At 75.4% G+C, this 16,367-nt stretch carries 13 protein-coding genes; 7 read left to right on the top strand and 6 right to left on the bottom strand.

The annotated features are described in order from the left end of the window. Window positions 1-5 precede the first annotated feature (5 nt). Window positions 6-1,421 (bottom strand): FAD-dependent oxidoreductase, encoded by a 1,416-nt coding sequence (locus AC2D9U_RS09665; protein ID WP_484748308.1) that lies wholly within the window; start codon window positions 1,419-1,421, stop codon window positions 6-8. Window positions 1,422-1,509: 88 nt separating this feature from the next. On the opposite strand from AC2D9U_RS09665, the gene AC2D9U_RS09660 reads away from it, so the two are divergent. Next, window positions 1,510-3,348 (top strand): hypothetical protein, encoded by a 1,839-nt coding sequence (locus AC2D9U_RS09660; protein WP_484748307.1) that lies wholly within the window; start codon window positions 1,510-1,512, stop codon window positions 3,346-3,348. After that, window positions 3,345-4,142: a DUF2272 domain-containing protein gene (locus tag AC2D9U_RS09655; protein ID WP_484748306.1), complete on the top strand. Its 798-nt coding sequence runs from the start codon at window positions 3,345-3,347 to the stop codon at window positions 4,140-4,142. Before AC2D9U_RS09660 ends, AC2D9U_RS09655 begins: the two co-directional genes overlap by 4 nt. A gap of 52 nt (window positions 4,143-4,194) precedes the next feature. Here the strand turns inward: AC2D9U_RS09655 and AC2D9U_RS09650 are convergent, their stop codons facing one another. The 4 genes from AC2D9U_RS09650 to AC2D9U_RS09635 all read right to left on the bottom strand — a co-directional run bounded on the left by AC2D9U_RS09650 (window position 4,195) and on the right by AC2D9U_RS09635 (window position 9,046). Continuing rightward, entirely contained in the window at window positions 4,195-5,367 is a 1,173-nt protein-coding gene (locus AC2D9U_RS09650; protein WP_484748304.1) for a M20 aminoacylase family protein, read from the bottom strand. A gap of 138 nt (window positions 5,368-5,505) precedes the next feature. Then, window positions 5,506-6,162 carry a DUF1028 domain-containing protein gene (locus AC2D9U_RS09645; protein ID WP_484748302.1) on the bottom strand — a complete coding sequence of 219 codons (657 nt, stop codon included), beginning with the start codon at window positions 6,160-6,162 and terminating at the stop codon, window positions 5,506-5,508. A 129-nt stretch (window positions 6,163-6,291) separates the two neighbouring features. Next, window positions 6,292-6,837, bottom strand: coding sequence for a cytochrome P460 family protein (locus tag AC2D9U_RS09640; RefSeq protein WP_484748300.1), 546 nt, complete (start codon window positions 6,835-6,837; stop codon window positions 6,292-6,294). Window positions 6,838-6,907: 70 nt separating this feature from the next. Next, window positions 6,908-9,046, bottom strand: coding sequence for a hypothetical protein (locus tag AC2D9U_RS09635; protein ID WP_484748299.1), 2,139 nt, complete (start codon window positions 9,044-9,046; stop codon window positions 6,908-6,910). A gap of 103 nt (window positions 9,047-9,149) precedes the next feature. Here AC2D9U_RS09635 and AC2D9U_RS09630 point away from each other — a divergent pair, with 103 nt between their 5' ends. From AC2D9U_RS09630 to AC2D9U_RS09610, 5 genes are read left to right on the top strand one after another with little or no spacing between them, the layout of a single operon-like run. Next, complete coding sequence (locus AC2D9U_RS09630; protein WP_484748297.1) at window positions 9,150-10,763, top strand: hypothetical protein; 1,614 nt, start codon at window positions 9,150-9,152, stop codon at window positions 10,761-10,763. Continuing rightward, on the top strand, window positions 10,756-11,778 hold the full coding sequence (locus tag AC2D9U_RS09625; protein ID WP_484748296.1) for a hypothetical protein: 1,023 nt from the start codon (window positions 10,756-10,758) through the stop codon (window positions 11,776-11,778). The genes AC2D9U_RS09630 and AC2D9U_RS09625 overlap by 8 nt, the downstream gene beginning before the upstream one ends. Beyond that, on the top strand, window positions 11,775-12,767 hold the full coding sequence (locus tag AC2D9U_RS09620; protein WP_484748295.1) for a hypothetical protein: 993 nt from the start codon (window positions 11,775-11,777) through the stop codon (window positions 12,765-12,767). The genes AC2D9U_RS09625 and AC2D9U_RS09620 overlap by 4 nt, the downstream gene beginning before the upstream one ends. Further along, complete coding sequence (glpK, locus tag AC2D9U_RS09615; RefSeq protein ID WP_484748293.1) at window positions 12,751-14,232, top strand: glycerol kinase GlpK; 1,482 nt, start codon at window positions 12,751-12,753, stop codon at window positions 14,230-14,232. Before AC2D9U_RS09620 ends, glpK begins: the two co-directional genes overlap by 17 nt. Continuing rightward, window positions 14,229-15,377 carry a hypothetical protein gene (locus AC2D9U_RS09610; protein WP_484748291.1) on the top strand — a complete coding sequence of 383 codons (1,149 nt, stop codon included), beginning with the start codon at window positions 14,229-14,231 and terminating at the stop codon, window positions 15,375-15,377. The genes glpK and AC2D9U_RS09610 overlap by 4 nt, the downstream gene beginning before the upstream one ends. On the opposite strand, the gene AC2D9U_RS09605 is transcribed toward AC2D9U_RS09610, so the two are convergent. Beyond that, the gene (locus tag AC2D9U_RS09605; protein ID WP_484748288.1) at window positions 15,374-16,342 is read right to left on the bottom strand and encodes a radical SAM protein; all 969 of its coding nucleotides are present in this window, start codon (window positions 16,340-16,342) and stop codon (window positions 15,374-15,376) included. The genes AC2D9U_RS09610 and AC2D9U_RS09605 overlap by 4 nt on opposite strands. Window positions 16,343-16,367: the final 25 nt, after the last annotated feature.

The raw sequence follows: 16,367 nt of genomic DNA, 5'->3' as shown, positions 1-16,367 counted from the left end.
GCGGCTCAGCCGCGCAGCAGCGCACCCTGCCCGCGCAGCGCCGCCTGCAGCGCCGGGATCGGCACGGCGCGCGGCGCCACACCCGCATCGGCGGCGAGCGCGGCGGCCACCCCCGCCGCCTGCCCCGTCAGCCAGCATTGCGGGATCTCGCGCAGGAAGGAGTGGCTGGTCGCGTCGCAGGCCAGGTGCCGCCCCGGCGCCAGCAGCCCCTCCAGCTGCGCCGGCACCAGCGCGCCATAGGGTACCGAGACCGGCTGGAATTGCGGCGCGAGGCTGGGCGAGACGCCGATCTCATCCGGCGTCACGCGCCCGTCCCACATCGCCCGCGTCACGCTGCCCACGCCGCCCAGCCGCCGCGCATGGCGCACGCCGAGTTGCGGCGCGCTCAGCATCGGGAAGGCGCCCGCGAAGCCTGGCGCCTCGGCCCGGTAGACCTCCAGGTGCCGCAGCATCAGGCGGTGGGAGAGGATCTCGACCTCGCTCAGATCATCGACCATCACGGCGGAATAGCCGGCGAGGCGCGGGCCCATGAACAGCGCCACATCGTCGCGCCAGCTCGCGAAGGCCTTGTCGAAGAAGCCGACGCTCTCCTTGCCGCGCCGCATGAACTCGGCGAATTCCTCCGGCTTCTCCGCCCGCCAGCGCAGATAGGCAGGCATGTCCACCCCGGCGAAGGTCCAGGAGGTGTTCATGCAATGGTGGATGTCGCGCGTATCGACATCATCGGCGAAGGCCGCACCGGCGCGGGCGTAAAGGTCACCATCGCCCGTCGCGTCGATCGTCACCTTGGCGAGGATGGCGCGCCGCCCCTGCTTCGATTCGAAGATCACGCCGCGCACGGTGTTGTCCTCAAGGATGGGCTCGGCGCCCCAGGCGTGGAACAGCAGCTCCACCCCGGCCTCGCGCGCCATCTCCAGCGAGGCCGCCTTGAGGAATTCGGGGCACACCGTGGGCGAGTGGGTGACGATGCCGTGGAAGGCCGCGGTGCGCAGCGCCCACCAGGCGGCGGTGGCGGCGTCCCGCACCCCCCAGGCCTCGCGCGGCGGGCCGGCGATGGCCTCTGCCGGCAGGCGGTCCAACAGCTCCTCCGCCAGGCCGCGGATCAGCAACTGCCCGTCCCAGCCCGTCATCCGGTCGATCCAGACCACCAGCCCGCCGGTGGACAGCCCGCCGAGATGGTTGTGCCGCTCGAGCAGGATCACCCGCGCCCCACGCCGCGCAGCGGCGATCGCCGCCATGGTCCCGGCCGGCCCGCCGCCCGCCACCAGCACGTCGCAGGTGGCGTGCACGGGGATGTCGCGCGCGGCCTCCCGCACCACCTGCCCGGTCGGCGGGCGGGGCGTGCGCGGGGCGGGGGCGAAGACCTCCGAACGGAAGATCAGGCGTCCGCCCTCGGCGGCGCCGGGCGGCGTGTCGCTCATGGCGGGGAGTGTAGGCGCCTTCCCCACCCCTGTCGCCTCGCCCTACAATCGGGCCTCCCGGACATGTCGAGGCGCCATGCGGAACCTGTTGAGCCCGACGGATCGCGAACGCCTGCTGGCCTTGCTGCAGCGGCGCCTTGCGCGTGCCGTGACGCTGGACGGCGCGGCGCTGACGGCGCTCGCGGAATCCGAGGAAGCGCCTTTCTGCGATGCCCGCGCCAATGCGCGCGCCGCCGCATTCCTGGCCCAGCCCGAGATCCGCGACGCCGACCCCGCTTTGGCCGATGCCGTGCTCGATTTCGTCATCGGCATGGCCGCCGCACCGCTGCCCTGCCGGCGCCTCGCCCTCGGCGGGCTTGAGGTGCGGCGCGACGATCCGCGCGGCTTCGAGATCCTGACCCCCTTCCACCGCTTCGCCGGCGATCTCGGCGCGGGGCTGGTGCTGCAATGGCTGCGCGGGCCGGTAGGGGGGCAGGGGGGCGGGCTGCCGGGCACCGCCCTGCCGCCGGTGGTGCACAGCGGCAACCTCGTGCAGTTCCATATCGGCCGCCACCGCAGCGGCGTGGATGCCGAGGACGGGATCGACGCCTTCGGCCTGGAACACCAGGGCGAGGAGGTGCTGCTCTGGCATGAGACGCCGGCTGGCGGGAAGGCCGGGTGGCTGCGCGGTCGCCCCGTCGCCGCCGGTCGGCTGCGCTACGAATATCGCCTGCGCGGCGATTCCCCCCTGCTGCGCCTCACCGTGCGCTTCACCGCCAGCCATGCGCTGACCCAGCTTCGGCTGACCACCGCGCTGGATGCGCTGGGCGTGACGGGTCCCGGCTTCGCCGAGGCCATGGTGCAGGACGCCCAGGGCTGGCACCCCTTCGCCCCACCTGGCGAACCGATGCTGCGCGTGCTGGCCGAGGAGCCACCCGTGGCCCATGTCACCCTGGGCCAGCCCGGCTGGCCGGAAGGCGGGCCGACGCTGCATCTGCGCCCGGTCGCGCCGATGGGGGTGAAGGACGTGAAGGTGGTCTGCGAGGATCCCGGCGCGCTGCACTGGCTGGTGCTGCGCCACGGCCCGACCGACCTGCCGGACGGCGGCAGCGCTGAGGTGCAGGAGGTTCGGCTGCTCGCCGCCGGCATCGGCCCCGCCGCAGCGGCCCTTGCCATGCTGTCGCCGGGATTGGCGGGGATGGACCTCGAACCCTTCGCACCCTCCGGCGCGGCGCTGCTGGCAGTGGCCGACCAGCTTCTGCTCGACAGCGCCGGCGCCTATCGCGCCCCGCTCGGCCCGGCGCGGCGCGCCGTGCTGGCCGGCTTCTTCGACCGGCACCTGGCCGCGCTTCGGGACGGGACGCCGGAGGTGGAGGACCTCGCTTTGGCGCTGGCGGCGGTGGAGGCGCGGGCGCGCGATGGCGCGGCGCTGCAGCCGGTGCTCGAGGATCTCGCGGCGCGGCTGCTGGCGATGCAGGGGGATCTGGGCGGTTTCGGACAGGCCGGCCTGCCCGGCCATGCGGCGGCGCTGCTGGCGCTGGCGCGCGTCGCGGGGCGCCTGCCCGGCGGCCCGCCCCTGCACGCCATCGCGCGCGGGCTGCGCGCCCTGCAGCCGGGCGAGGCCGACATCACCGTCGCCGGCGCCGGCCCGACCGAGGCCAGCCGCCATGCCGAGGGGATCGGCCTTGCCGCCCGGGCGCTGGGCGCGCTGCTGCTGGCAGTGGAGGAGGCCGCCCTGCCCTTCACCCCCGCAGAGACCGAGGCGCTGACCACGCTGCACCGCCAGGCGCTGGCGCTGCTGCGTCCGCTGGTGCAGCCCTATGAGGGGATGCTGGAGGTCCGCGCGGCGGCGCGCGGCGGCGGCGCCACCCCGGCCGCCCAGGCCGCGGTCGCCCTGGCGCTGATGGCGCCGGAGGCGCTGATCCTGCGGCTGCCGATACCGGCATGAGGCTGCCGGCGTTGCTCGCGGTTCTGCTGCTGGCCGGCTGCGCCGGCCTGCCAGCCGCGCCACCGCCGCCCGGCCCGCCGCTCGCCTACCCGCCCAGCGTGGCCGAGCGCGTGCAGCGCATCGCCCGTGCCGAATGGCAGGAATGGGGTGGTCTGGTCCGCGACGCCTGGGAACCGCCGCCGCCAGAGATGCCCGAAAGCGCGCTGGTGAACTTCCCCCGCGTGCTCGCCTATTGGCGCGCCGTGCCGGAGGATCACGGCGCCATCCCCGACAACCGCACCCGCTACGCCACGCTGCTGGCCGGCGGCGCGCCCGACGCGCCGCTCTGGAGCAGCCCGGCCTGGTCGGCGGCCTTCATCTCCTGGGTCTTCGGCGCTGCCGGGGTGGATCGCCGGGAGTTCCGCCCCAGCGCCACCCATGCCTTCTACCTCGACGCGCTGATGGCCGATGCCGCCGCCTGGCCGGCACAGGCGCCCTTCATCCCGCTCGACCCGGCGACGGCGGAGCCTGCCCTGGGTGACCTCGTCTGCATCGACCGTTCCCCCGCGCCGCTGCCGCATTGGACGGCGCGGCTCGCCGAGACCGGCATCGCCCGGCCGATGCATTGCGACATCGTGGTCGGCCTCGCGCCGGGGGTGGTGGAGACGATCGGCGGCAACGTCACCGATGCGGTGGCGCTGACGCGCTTTCCCGCTGATGCGCGCGGCGTGCTGCGCCCCGCGCCCCCCGGCCGCGCCCCCCTGCTGGTGGTGATGCGCAGCCGGTTGGGGAAGCTCCCGCCCTGGGGTGGGTAGCGAGAAGCCCTCTCCCCCTCAAGGGGGGAGAGGGTTGGGTGAGGGGGGCTACCTACCCTCGCGGCAGTTCCTGCTCGACCAGCGTGGCGAAGAAGCTCGCCCCCACGGGCAGCAGATCGTCGTTGAAGTCGTACTGCACCGTGTGCACCGGGTGCGCGCCCTTCGCCCCCGCCGCCTGGCCGAGCTTGATGTAGGCGCCCGGCCGCTCGAGCAGCATGAAGGAGAAATCCTCGCCGCCCATCACCGGCGGCATGTCGCGCCGCACCTTGCCCTCGCCGAGGATCGCGGTGGCGACGCGCGCCGCCTTGCGGGCGTTCTCGGCGTGGTTGACCGTGGGCGGGTAGCCGCGGATGTAGGTGAACTCGGCGGTCGCGCCATGCGCCGCGGCGGTCATCTCCACCACCTTGCGCATCGCGGCCTCGACCATGTCCTGCACGCCGGGGGTCAGCGTGCGCACCGTGCCGGAGAGCTTCGCCACATCGGGGATCACGTTGTCGGCGGTGCCGGCATGGAACTGCGTGGTGGAGATCACCGCGCTCTCCAGCGGATCGACGCGCCTTGCGACGATGGATTGCAGCGCGGTGAGCATCTGCGCGCCGATCATCACCGGGTCGATGCCCATATGCGGCTGCGCGGCATGGCCGCCCTGGCCGTGGATGGTGACGGCGAAGCGGTCGGAGGCCGCCATCATCACGTCGTCGCGGATGTCGGCCTCGCCCAGCGGGAGCGAGGGATCATTGTGCATCCCGTAGACCTGGTCGCAGGGGAAACGGGTGAAGAGCCCTTCCTCGACCATGATCCGTCCGCCCGCCCCACCTTCCTCGCCGGGCTGGAAGATGAACACCACCGTGCCGTCGAAGTTCCGGGTCTCGGCCAGATACTTCGCCGCGCCGAGCAGCATGGTGGTGTGCCCGTCATGGCCGCAGGCATGCATCACGCCGGGGTTCACCGAGGCGTAGGGCAGGCCCGTGGCCTCGGGCATCGGCAGCGCGTCCATGTCGGCGCGCAGCCCGATGGAGCGGCCGGAAGTGCCGTTGCGCAGCACGCCGACGACGCCGGTGGTGGCGATGCCGGTATGCACCTCGATCCCCCATTCGCCGAGCAGCTTCGCCACCTGTTGCGCCGTGCGCACCTCCTCGAAGCGCAGTTCGGGATGGGTGTGCAGGTCGCGGCGCCAGACCTCCATCTCGGGCTGCATGGCGGCGATGCGGTTGTTGATCGGCATGGGGCAACAAATCCGTTCTTCAGCGGGTCAGGATACGGCCGCGCAGCGGCCGCGCGCGCAGGGCAACTGCTTCAACAGCGGGCCAGCGCGTGAGGGCGAAGCCAAGCGCGCGGAGCGCGCGCCCGGCGTCTGAGGGCACTATAGCACAATCGCCTCGTCGGGCGTCAGGACGCGGACCACATAGGCGTCCACCAGCGGCGCGTACTCTTCCCACAGCGCGCGCAAAGCCGGGATCGGCGTGGCGTGTCCATCCACGCGCAGATCGACCAGCGCGAAATCGTGATCGCCGAAGACGAGCAGGCTGGCCGAGCGGACATCGCCATGCTCGCCGCCCGCAGCCTCCCCGGCCTCGAGCCCGCGCAGCAGGCGCTCGGCCAGCGGCAGGTCAGGCGTTGCGGCGAAGGCGGCGGCCATGGCGTCCGGCACGCGGGCGCTGGAGAGGATGTTGCCGATCGCCACCACATCCGGGCCATGCGCCGCGCCGTGCTCGGGCTTCACCCGCGCGCCGTGGAAATGCGCGGTGCGCCCGGCGGCGTCGATCGCCGCCAATTGCCGCCAGCCATGATCCGGCGTGGAGGCGACCAGCGCCGCCACCGTCTGCGCCGCGTCGCAGCCCGAGCGCAGCAGTGCGAGCCCGCGCGGGCCGAGCCTGGGGTCCGTGCGATGCTGCGTCAGCACCGCCCCCACCCCCGGCGCGACGAATTGCACCCGCGCGCCGACGGCGAGCGAGGAGGTGGTCGCCGCCGCCCCGAACTGCCCGGTCCGCGCGCAGCGCCCAATCAGCGAGAACGTCATCTTCTTGAGCCCTCAAGCGCCGGGCGCGGCCATCCGGCCGCTTGGCTCGCCGCACTGGCGGCGGGCCGCATTCGCGGCCTCGGCGGCTGCGCCGCCGCCTTTACCACTCTGCCTCTCATCATGGAGAGGCTACCGCCGCGCCTGGGCGTGGTCCCAATAGGTGAAGTTGAAGTCCTGCTGCGCGCGGGCCTGCAGATGGCAGGTGAAGCAGGAATTGAGCGGGATGTTGCGGCGTTCGCCCGTGCCGGTGAAGGCGGCGTACTCCCAGTTCGCGTTGCGCAGATCCGGCCCGTAGCCCTCGCCCCAGCCCTCGCCCTTCTGCTGCACGCCGATCGCGATCCAGCCCGGCTCGGGGATGAAGCGGCCCGAGGTGTCCAGCAGCGGGTTGCCCGCCGCATCCAGCCGCGCGCGCGTATCCGCCATGATGATCAGCGTGCCCACGGGGGCGAGCTGCCCGGCGCGGGTCGCGGCATAGGCCTCGGGGTTCACATACATGTGGCGGATGATCTTGCGGTCTTCCTTGTCCACCGTGGCGTAGCGGATGAAGCGCGCCTGCCAGTCCGCCGGCAACTCGATGTTCTGCGGGCCCGGCGTGTAGGCCGCGCGCGGCTGGGCCAGGGCAGCGCCCACGGCCAGGACCGCCACCGCGGCGCCGGACAGCATGATCTTGCGCATGGAGCACTCTCCCCGAAACGGTTGCGCCGTCATCAGGCCATGGCGCCGCGCGGCTGCCAAATGAAAATCCTCACTCGCCCAATTCGCGCAGCCGGGAGGCGATCTCGCGCCGGTCCTCGGGCGAGGTATCGGGCAGGGCGGCGCGGGCGCGCAGCGCGGCCACCAGCTCGGCCTGCCGGCCGGCACGCGCCAGCGCGGCCTCATAGCCCCGCCGCCAGCCGGGGCCGAGCATCGCCTCCGCGATCCCGCTCACCATGCCGCGCGCCTCGGCGGGGCCGGCGGCGAGCAGCAGGAACAGCGCCTGCTCTTGCGCCGCGCGCGGCAGGCGGGGCAGCAGCGCGCGCAGGCTCGCCTCGCCCGCCGCCACGCCCTCCCCGCGCAGCCGCGCCAGCACCAAAGCGGGGCCGAAGCGCGCGGGGCTTTCCTCGGCGCGGCGCGTGAGCAGCGGCACGGCCTGTCGCGGCGCAAGCACGGCCAGCAGGGCGAGCCGCGCCGTGGCGGCCTCCCCGCTGCCCGATTCCGCCTCCTGCCGCAGCCGGGGCAGGGCGGGGTGGGCGGAAATCAGCGGTTCCGCCGCCGCCGCGCCGCCGATCTCGGGCGCGGCCGCCAGCGCCTGCACCAGCCGGTTGCGCGCCTCGGCCTCCCGCGCCTGGGCCAGCAGGTCGAGCGTGGCGACCAGCGCCGCCGGGGTCAGCGGCCGGGCCAGGGCCGCCATGGCCTCGACCTCGGCCAGGGTCCAGCCCGGCGGCAGGACCGCCCGCTGGCCGAGGGCGAAGGCCGCCGCCTCGGCCAGGGGGGCGTTGCGCGTGCGGGTGCCGAATTGCAGCGCCTCGGCCAGCACGGCGGCGGTCAGCGGGCCGCCGGCGCGCAGGAACTGCGCCACCGCCGCGCCCTGCTCCTGCGCCAGGGCCAGGCGGATCCAGGCCTCGGCGGCAAGCGGCCCCTGCAGGCGCAGCCGCTCCAGCACCGGCAGGGCGGCCGGCGCGCGGGCGGGCAGGGCGGAGAGCTCGGCGAAGAGGCGGATCGCCGGGGCGGGCGGGCCCGGCTGGTCCATCTCGCGCCGCAGCCGATCCCACGCCGCCTGGTCCTGGCCGAGTTCGCGCAGTACCGCCGCGACGCCACGCGCGCCTTCGGCCGAGGCCGGCGGCCGCTCGAGCGCCGCCTGGGCATAGCGCCGCGCCGCGGTGCGGTCCCCCCGCGCCAGGGCGATCACCGCGGCCGCATCGGGCCGGGCCGCCAGGCGCTGCGGGTCCAGCGCGCGCAGCAGATCCGGCCGGGCGCGGGCGGCCTCATGCAGGCGCATCGGCAGGGCGCCGGGCCAGCTCTCGGCCGGCAGCTGCGCGGCGGTGTCGAAGGCCTCTGCCAGCCTGCCCTCCTGCAGGGCGAGGTCGATCAGCAGCGCGCCGGCGCCGGGCGGCAGGCCCTCGGTCGCGCGCAGGGCCAGCAGCCGGGCGAGGCCGGCGCCGGGATGGCCGGCCCGCGCCTCGGCCTCGGCCATGCGGAAGGTGGTGATGGGCTCGGCCTGCGCCGCGGCGGGCATGCCCTCCATCAGCGCCAGCGCCATGTCCGGTCGGGCGGCGTCCATCAGCGCCAGCCGCACGGGCTCCAGCGCCGCCGGGTTCAGCTCGGAAAGCCGCGCGCCGAGATGGCGCAGCGCCGGGGCCGGGTCGTCCAGGCGCTGCGCGGCACCCGCCGTGGCCAGGGCGACCAGCTCGGTGGGCTGTTGCGGCAGGTGGCGGAGCAGGAAGGCGGTGGCATTGCCCGGATCGCCCTGGGCGAGCCGCGCCTCGGCCAGGGCCAGCAGCTCGCCCTCCCCGGCGGCGCCGAGCAGGGCCAGGCGCTCGGCCGCGGCGCGGGCGGCGGCGAGGTCGCCGAGCTGGCCGCGCAGCAGCATGGATTCGCGCAGCGGCGCGGGGTCGAGCGTCGCGGCGTGCAGCCGCTCCAGCGCCTGGGCGAGTTGCAGGGGCCGGCCCGAATCGCGCAGCTGCGCGGTGAGGCGGCGCAGCGCCTCGACATCCGGGGGGCGGCGCTCGGCACGTTCCAGGCTGGACAGGCTTGGTTCGCTCGCCCGCGGCAATTCGGCCAGCCGCACCCCGCGCGGGGGTGTGGGCAGGGGCAGCGCGGCACCGACCAGGACCGCCAGTGCGGCGCAGCCGGCGAAGACAGCGCCAAAGGCCAGCGTATCGGCGGCGGGGAGAGGCTTTCGCACGCGCCAGACGTAGCCGCGCAAGGCCCCTGGCGCCAAGGCCCATAGCCCGATATCACCCAGGCCCGAGGCCGGAGGCAGGAAGCCGGGCAGGAACCATGCGGGCATGAGATTGCCGAAATCGCCAGAGGGGCGGCCAGAGGGGCGTCTGGAGGGCCGGCCGGGCGCGGGACCGCGCGGGGCGACGCCGCCGCAGCGCCCCCGCCCGGTGGCGCGGCCCGAACCGCTCCCGCGGCCCGAACCGCCGCCGGCGGTGGACCCGCCCCCCGCCCCCCGGCCGGCCGCGCCGGCCCGGCGGCGCTGGCGGCGGCAGCGCCCGGCGGAGGCCGCCGCGGCCCGGCTGCGCGCCCTCGATCTGCCGCCCGAGACCGAATCGCAGCCCGAGCCCGGGGCGCCGGCCGAGCGCCCGCCCGAGGCCCCACCCGCGCCCACGGAAACCGCCACCGGCCAGACCGGCAGCCTTCGCCCGCTGCTCGAAGGGCTGGGGCTGCTGGTGCTGCTGCTGCTGATCGACCTGCCTTTGACCGGCGGCAGCTTCTACGCGCATTGGCCGGTGCATCCGGCGGCGCTGCCGGTGCTCTACGTCGCCGCGCGCTACGGGCTGGCGGCGGGCGCCGCCATCGCCGCGATGGCCGGCGTGGTAAGGCTCGGCCTTGCGCTCGCCACCGATGCGCTCAGCGCCGGCGCCTGGGTGGAACCGCTGGCCTGGCCGCTGGCGGCGGTGCTGGTCGGCGGCTTCGCCGATGCCGCGCGCCGACGCAACCAGGCCGCCGAGGCCGCCGCCGCGGCCGCCCGGGCCGACCGCGAGGCCATCGCGGAATCGAATGAGCGCCTGGCCATGCGCGCCGTGGAGCTGGAACACCGCCTCGCCGCGCGGCTGCAGGCAGCGACCGCCCTGTTCGAGGCCACGCGCGCGCTCGGCCAGGGCAGTGAGGGCGTGGTGCGCGGCGCCACCGGGCTGATCCATGCCGCCACGGGCTGCACCGCCTGTTCCTTCTGGCTGGCGGAGGGCCGCACGCTGCACCTCGTCGCCGCCAGCGGCTGGCCGGAGGGGGTGGGCCTGGCCCAGACCTTCCTGCGCGGCCGCCTGCCGGAGGTGATGGAGGAAGGCCACACCCTGCTCGCGACCCGCCCCGGCGACCGGCTGGTGCTGGGGGATGAGGGCATCCTGGCCGCGCCGCTGCGCTCGCCCTGGGATGGCGCGCTGCTGGGCATGGTGAAGATCGAGGATATCGGCTTCGCCGAGCTTGCGCTCGACACGGTGGCGACGGTGGAGGCCGTGGCCACCTGGCTCGCCCAGGCGCTGGTCGAGGCCCGGACGCGGGAGGCCTCGGTCGCGCCGGATCGCAGCGGCGTGCCCGGGATCCTGGCGGGGGAGGAGGCCTCCCAGGCGATCGCCGCCATGGCCGGGCTGGCGCGCCGCGTGGGCTTCGACCTCGCGCTGCTCTCGGCCGAGATCCCGCCCGGCCCCCGCGCCGCGGGGGCGCTGGAGGCCACGCGCGCGGCGATGCAGGAATGTTTCCGCGGCTCGGACCTGCTGCTGGAGGCGCGGCTGGAACAGCGGCGGCTGTCGGTGCTGCTGCCGGGCTCGGCGGTGCTGGGGGCGGAAACGGCGGCGGCGCGGCTGCGCGCCCTGCTGGCGGCGCGTGCCCCGGCCGCGACGGCGCAGGTGGTGGTGAGCCTCGCCGCGCTGCATCGGGCCACGCCCCGGCATGGCTAGGCGCGCGCCGAACCCCGCCTTGCCCGTGCTGCTCGGGATCGGCGCGGCGCAGGCGCTGGTAGGGGCGGCGCTGCTGCAGGGCTGGCTGCCGGCGGCGGGGTTGCTGCATCTGGCCATCTGCCTGCTGCTGCCGCTGCTGCTGCACCAGCTCGACCCGCCGCCCGCCGGCTGGCCCGGCGCGGTGCTGCGCATGAGCGCGGCGGCCCTGCCCGCGCTGGGGCCGCTGGCCGCCCTGGCCGGGCTCCTCGCGCTTGCCGCCGGCCCGCCGCGCGGCTGGAGGGACCGGCGCCCCGCTTCCCTGCCGGAAGACCCGATGGAAGCGCGCCTGACGGCCATCGCCACGCCCCTGGCGCCGGGCGGCGCCCCCCTGCCGGCGGGGCTGCTGCTGGAGGCGCTGGGTGACGTGCTGCGCTGGGGCAGCGCGGCCCAGAAGGCAAGGGCGCTGGACCTTGTGGCGCAGGGCGGGCGGCCGGGGGCGGATGCGCTGCTGCGCCTCGCGCTGCTGGATCCCGACCCGAAGCTGCGCGCCCGTGCCGAGGCCGCCCGCCCCGCCGCCGCGCGCCGGCTGGTGGACCGGGCGGCCGCGCTGCAGGCCGCGGCGCGCGGCAGCACGCCCGAGGCGGTGCGCAGCCTGGCCCGGCACCTGGATGCCGCGGCGCATTCCGGCCTGCTCGACCCCGCCCGCGCCGGGCAGTTCCGCGCCGAGGCCGCCGGGCTGTGGCAGAGCCTGGTGGAACAGACCCCCGACGATGCCGAGGCACAGGCCGCGCTCGGGCGCGACCTGCTGGTGCTGGGCAACCTGCCCGCCGCGCGCGGCGCGCTGGAGGCCGCGCTGGCGCGCGGCGTGGCGACGCCCGGCGTGCTCGGCTGGCTGGCGGAATGCCTGTTCCGCCTGCGCGACTTCGCGGCGCTCGAGGCGCTGATCGCCGGCTGGCGCCCGGTGCTGGAGGCCGAGCAGGCCGAGCCCGGCGTGCTGGCGCTCGCCTGGCGGCTCTGGCTGGCCACGCCGCGATGATGCGTCTTGTCGCCGGGGCCTGGCTCGGGCCGGGGCTCGCCGCGCTGGGGCTGCTGGCGCTGGGCCTCATCGCCGGGGCGCCCCTGGCGCCCACCCTGATCGCGCTGGTCGTGGCGGCGTCCCTGCTCGCGGGGGCGCCGGGGGCGGTGGTGGTGGCTCAGCAGGGCGTGGTGCCGGGGCCGGTCGGCCTCATCCTGCTGGCCGCCGCCGCCCTGGCCGCCGGCGGGTCCTGGCTGATCGAGGACATGACGGCGATGGAGATCCTCGCCGCCGGGCTCGCCTCCGCCGGCCTGGCCGCGCTGTGGCTCGCAGGTGGTGTCGCACCGGCGCGGCTCGCCTGGCCGATTCCCCTGGCGGCGCTGGCCGCCGGCGCGCTGCTGCTGGCGCTGCGGCGGGAGGAGGCGATGGTGCTGCTCGCGGCCGGCTGCGGCGCGGCGGTGATCGGGCTGGCCGTGCTGATGCCCAGCGCCGGCGCCCCGGCCCGGCGCTGGGGGGGGCTTCGCCCGGCGCTGCTCGGGCTGCTGCTGGCGCTGGCCGCCCTGGCCGGGCCGGCGAGCGGCGTGGCGGCGCGCGAGCAGGTGCTGGCGCTGCTGGTCGCCCTTCCCGGTCTTGGCGTGCTGATGGCGGCGCCGGCGCTGCCGCCCTTCCGGCTGGGGCTCGCGCTGCTGGCCGTGCAGGGGCTGGCGGGGTTCGCGGCGCTGCTGATGCAAGGCGCCGTGGTGGCGCTGGGCCTGCTGCCGGCCGAGGCGCTGGGGGATTTCCGCTGGGCGCTGCTCGGCGCGGCCTTCCTGCCGGTGTTCTGCGCCCTGGCCGGGGCGCTGCTGCCCAGGCCAGCGGGGCTGGCCGCGCTGGCGGGCTTCGCGCTGCTCGCGGCGGGGATGCCGCTGCTGCTGGGCGCGGCCGGGCTGCTCGCCGCGCCGATCCTGGCTATTCTCCTCGCCACGATCCTGTTGCTCTGGGGAGGAAACCGGGATGCTGCTGGCGCTTGACCAGGGAACCACCTCGACGCGCGCCATCCTGCACGCGCCGGACCTGACGCCGCGCGCCACCGCGCAGCTTGCCCTCACGCAGCACTACCCCGCCCCCGGCTGGGTCGAGCACGAGCCCGAGGAGATCTTTTCGAGTTCCCTGGCCGTGCTGCGCGAAGCCATGGCGAAGGCCGGCACGGCGCCGGGCGCCGTCGCGGGCATCGGGATCACCAACCAGCGCGAGACGACGCTGCTGTGGGACCGCAGCACCGGTCGCGCGCTGCACCGCGCCATCGTCTGGCAGGACCGGCGCACGGCGGCGCAATGCGCGAAGCTGGTGGCAGAGGGCGCGGGGCCACTGATCACCGCGCGCAGCGGGCTGCTGCCGGACCCCTATTTCTCCGCCACCAAGCTCGCCTGGCTGCTGGACAACGTGCCCGGCGCGCGGGCGGCGGCGGGGCGCGGCGAACTCGCCTTCGGCACGGTGGATTGCTTCCTGCTCTGGCGTCTCACCGGCGGGCGGGTGCATGCGACGGATGCGACCAATGCCGCGCGCACCATGCTCTTCGACATCCGCCGAGGCGACTGGGATGACGACCTGCTGCGCCTGTTCGACATCCCGCGCAGCGTCCTGCCCGAAGTGCGCGACTGCGCGGCCGAATTCGGCACGAGCGAACCCGCGCTGCTGGGCGCCGCCGTGCCGATCCGCGGCATGGCGGGCGACCAGCATGCAGCCACCCTCGGCCAGGCCTGTTTCGCGCCGGGGATGGTGAAATCCACCTATGGCACGGGCTGCTTCCTGCTGCTGAACACCGGCGATGTGGCGGTGGACTCGAAGAACCGGCTGCTGACCACGCTGGCCTGGCAGCTCGGCGGCAAGCGGACCTATGCGCTGGAGGGCGCCATCTTCATCGCGGGCGCGGCGGTGCAATGGCTGCGCGACGGGCTGCGCCTGTTTGCCGACAGTGCCGAGAGCGGGGCGCTGGCCGCCCAGGCCAACCCGGCCGAGCGCGTCTATTTCGTGCCGGCCTTCGTGGGCCTCGGCGCGCCGCATTGGGATGCCGAGGCACGGGGCGCCATCTTCGGCCTGACGCGCGGCACCGGCCCGGCCGAGATCGCCCGCGCGGCGCTGGAGGCCGTGGCCTTCCAGACCCGCGACCTGGTGGAGGCGATGCGCGCCGATTGGGGCGCACAGGGCGAGACGGTGCTGCGCGTCGATGGCGGCATGACGGCCTCGGACTGGACCATGCAGGCGCTGGCCGATGTGCTCGGCGCGCCGGTGGACCGGCCCGTGGTGCAGGAAACCACGGCGCTGGGCGCGGCCTATCTCGCGGGGTTGCAGGCCGGGCTGCTGCCCGCGCCGGGCGAGGGCGCTGGTTTCTGGAAGCTTGAGCGCCGCTTCACGCCGCAGATGGACAAGGCCGAGGCCGATCGCCGCCATGCCGGCTGGCAGGACGCCGTGCGCCGCGTGCTCACCACGCCATGATCTACGAAACCCTCGGCGTTCCCACCATAATCAACGCCGCCGGCACCAATACGCGCCTCTCCGGCGGCATGATGCACCCTGATGTCACCGCCGCCATGGCAGAGGCCGCGCGGGCCTGCGTCGAGATGCCGGACCTCCAGGCCGCGGCCTCGCGCGCCATCAGCGCGGCGACGGGGGCGGAGGCCGGGATCGTCACCAGCGGGGCGGAGGCCGCGCTGCTGCTTGGTGCTGCGGCCTGCCTGGCGGGGCTCGACCCGGCGGCGATGGACCGGCTGCCGGAACGCGCGCCGCGCGACGAATTCCTCGTCAGCCGCAGCCAGCGCAACATGTATGACCGCGCGCTGCGCGTCGCCGGGGCGAAGCTGGTCGAGGTCGGCATCCCGGACCGTTTCTCGGGCGCGGGGGTGCGCGACGCCTCGGCGGCGGAATTCGCCGCCGCCATCACGCCGCGCACGGCGGGCGTGCTCTGGGTGGCGCAGCCCTGGGCCGAGCCGCCGCTGGCCGAACTCGCCGCCGTGGCGCATGCGCATGACCTGCCCGTGCTGGTGGACGCCGCCGCGCAGCTGCCGCCGCAGGGCAATCTGCGCGCCTTCCTCGAGGCGGGTGCGGACCTCGTGTGCTTCTCCGGCGGCAAGGCGATCGGCGGGCCACAGGCGAGCGGCATCCTGGCCGGGCGGCGGGCCCTGGTGGCCTCGGCGCTGCTGCAGATGCTCGACCTCGACCTGCCGGCGGCGCAGTTCCGCCTGCCGCCTGAATTCGCCGGCAATGCCAGCCTGCCCTATCTGCCCCATCACGGCATCGGCCGCGCCTGCAAGGCGGGGAAGGAGGAGATCGTCGGGCTGATCGTGGCCCTTCGCCGCTTCGTCGCCGAGGGCGATGGCCCCCGCGCCGCCCGGCTGCGCGCGATGCTTGAGCGGGTGCGGGCCGATCTGGGCACTCTGCCCGTCGAGATCACCGAAGGCCCGCTGCCCCTGCTGCTGCTCCGCCCGCGCGATGCGCGCACCGCCGAGGCCGCCTTGCGAGACCGGGGCGTGCATGTCGGCGCCGGACGGCTGCGGGAGGGCGTGCTGGTGGTGAACCCGCTGGCGCTGGATGAGCGCGACCTTCCTCGGCTCGCTGAGGCGCTACACGCGGTGTGCGCCTAACGCGAGCAGGCCGCGCCGCCGAGCACGCAGAACTTGGCGCAATGCGGGTGGTTCAGCATCACCGCGCGCGACGCCTCGGCCAGGGTCGCGCCCAGCTCGAATTGCCGGTCATGCGGCAGCAGCGTGCAGGCCACCACGACGGGCGCGGCCGCGCCCTTGCGCTTCACCACCATGCGCGAAGTCGCGCACATCACGCTCTCGGGCGCCTTGTGCAGGATGTCCCAGCAGGCGGTGGTGATCTCGGGCACATCGACCGTCGCATCCATCTCGGGGAAGAGCATCAGCGCCGCCGGATCGGCCGCATCGATGGGGATGGCGTGCGCGGCGAAAAGCCGGGCAAAGCCCTGGCGCATCGCCGCCTCGTCGCGGCTGTCGAAGCCGGCGCGGCCGGCGACATGCACCCGATAACCCTCGCGCGCCAGCCAGACCAGGCCGTCCAGCGCCTGCGCGAAGCTGCCCGCGCCGCGTTCCATGTCGTGCGGGCCGGGTTCGTGATGGTCGAGGCTGACGCGCAGCACCAGGCGATCCGCCCCGAAGCGCGCCTTGAGGTCGCGCAGCGCCGCGGCATGGCGGCGCATCGGCTTCATCGCATTGGTCAGCACCAGGGCACGCAGGCCCACCGGCCGGGCGAGCACGTCTTCGAGCATCGCCGGCAGGGCAGCGTTCAGGAAGGGCTCGCCCCCGGTGAAGCCGACCTCACGCAGTGGCAGGGCGCGGGCCTCGGCCTCATCGAGGAAGGCGGCGACCTCGGCGGCGCCGAGATAGACCAGCGAATCATTGCGCGGGCTGCTCTCGATGTAGCAGGTGGCGCAGGTGATGTTGCAGAGCGTGCCGGTGTTGAACCAGAGCGTCTCGAGCCCGGCCAGCGCCACGCTGGCGCGGGGCTCGCCCTTCGCCGTCAGGCGCGGATCGCGGAACTTCGCCGCATCGAGGGTCCGGGTGGCGGCGATGGTGCGGACGGACAAGCGGGTCTTCCTTGCGGTGGGCGTG

The sequence above is a fragment of the Roseomonas sp. TF40 genome (genome assembly GCF_057219975.1).
Note: the sequence above shows the minus strand (reverse complement) of the source record. Positions and strands in the feature narration are given on the sequence as shown.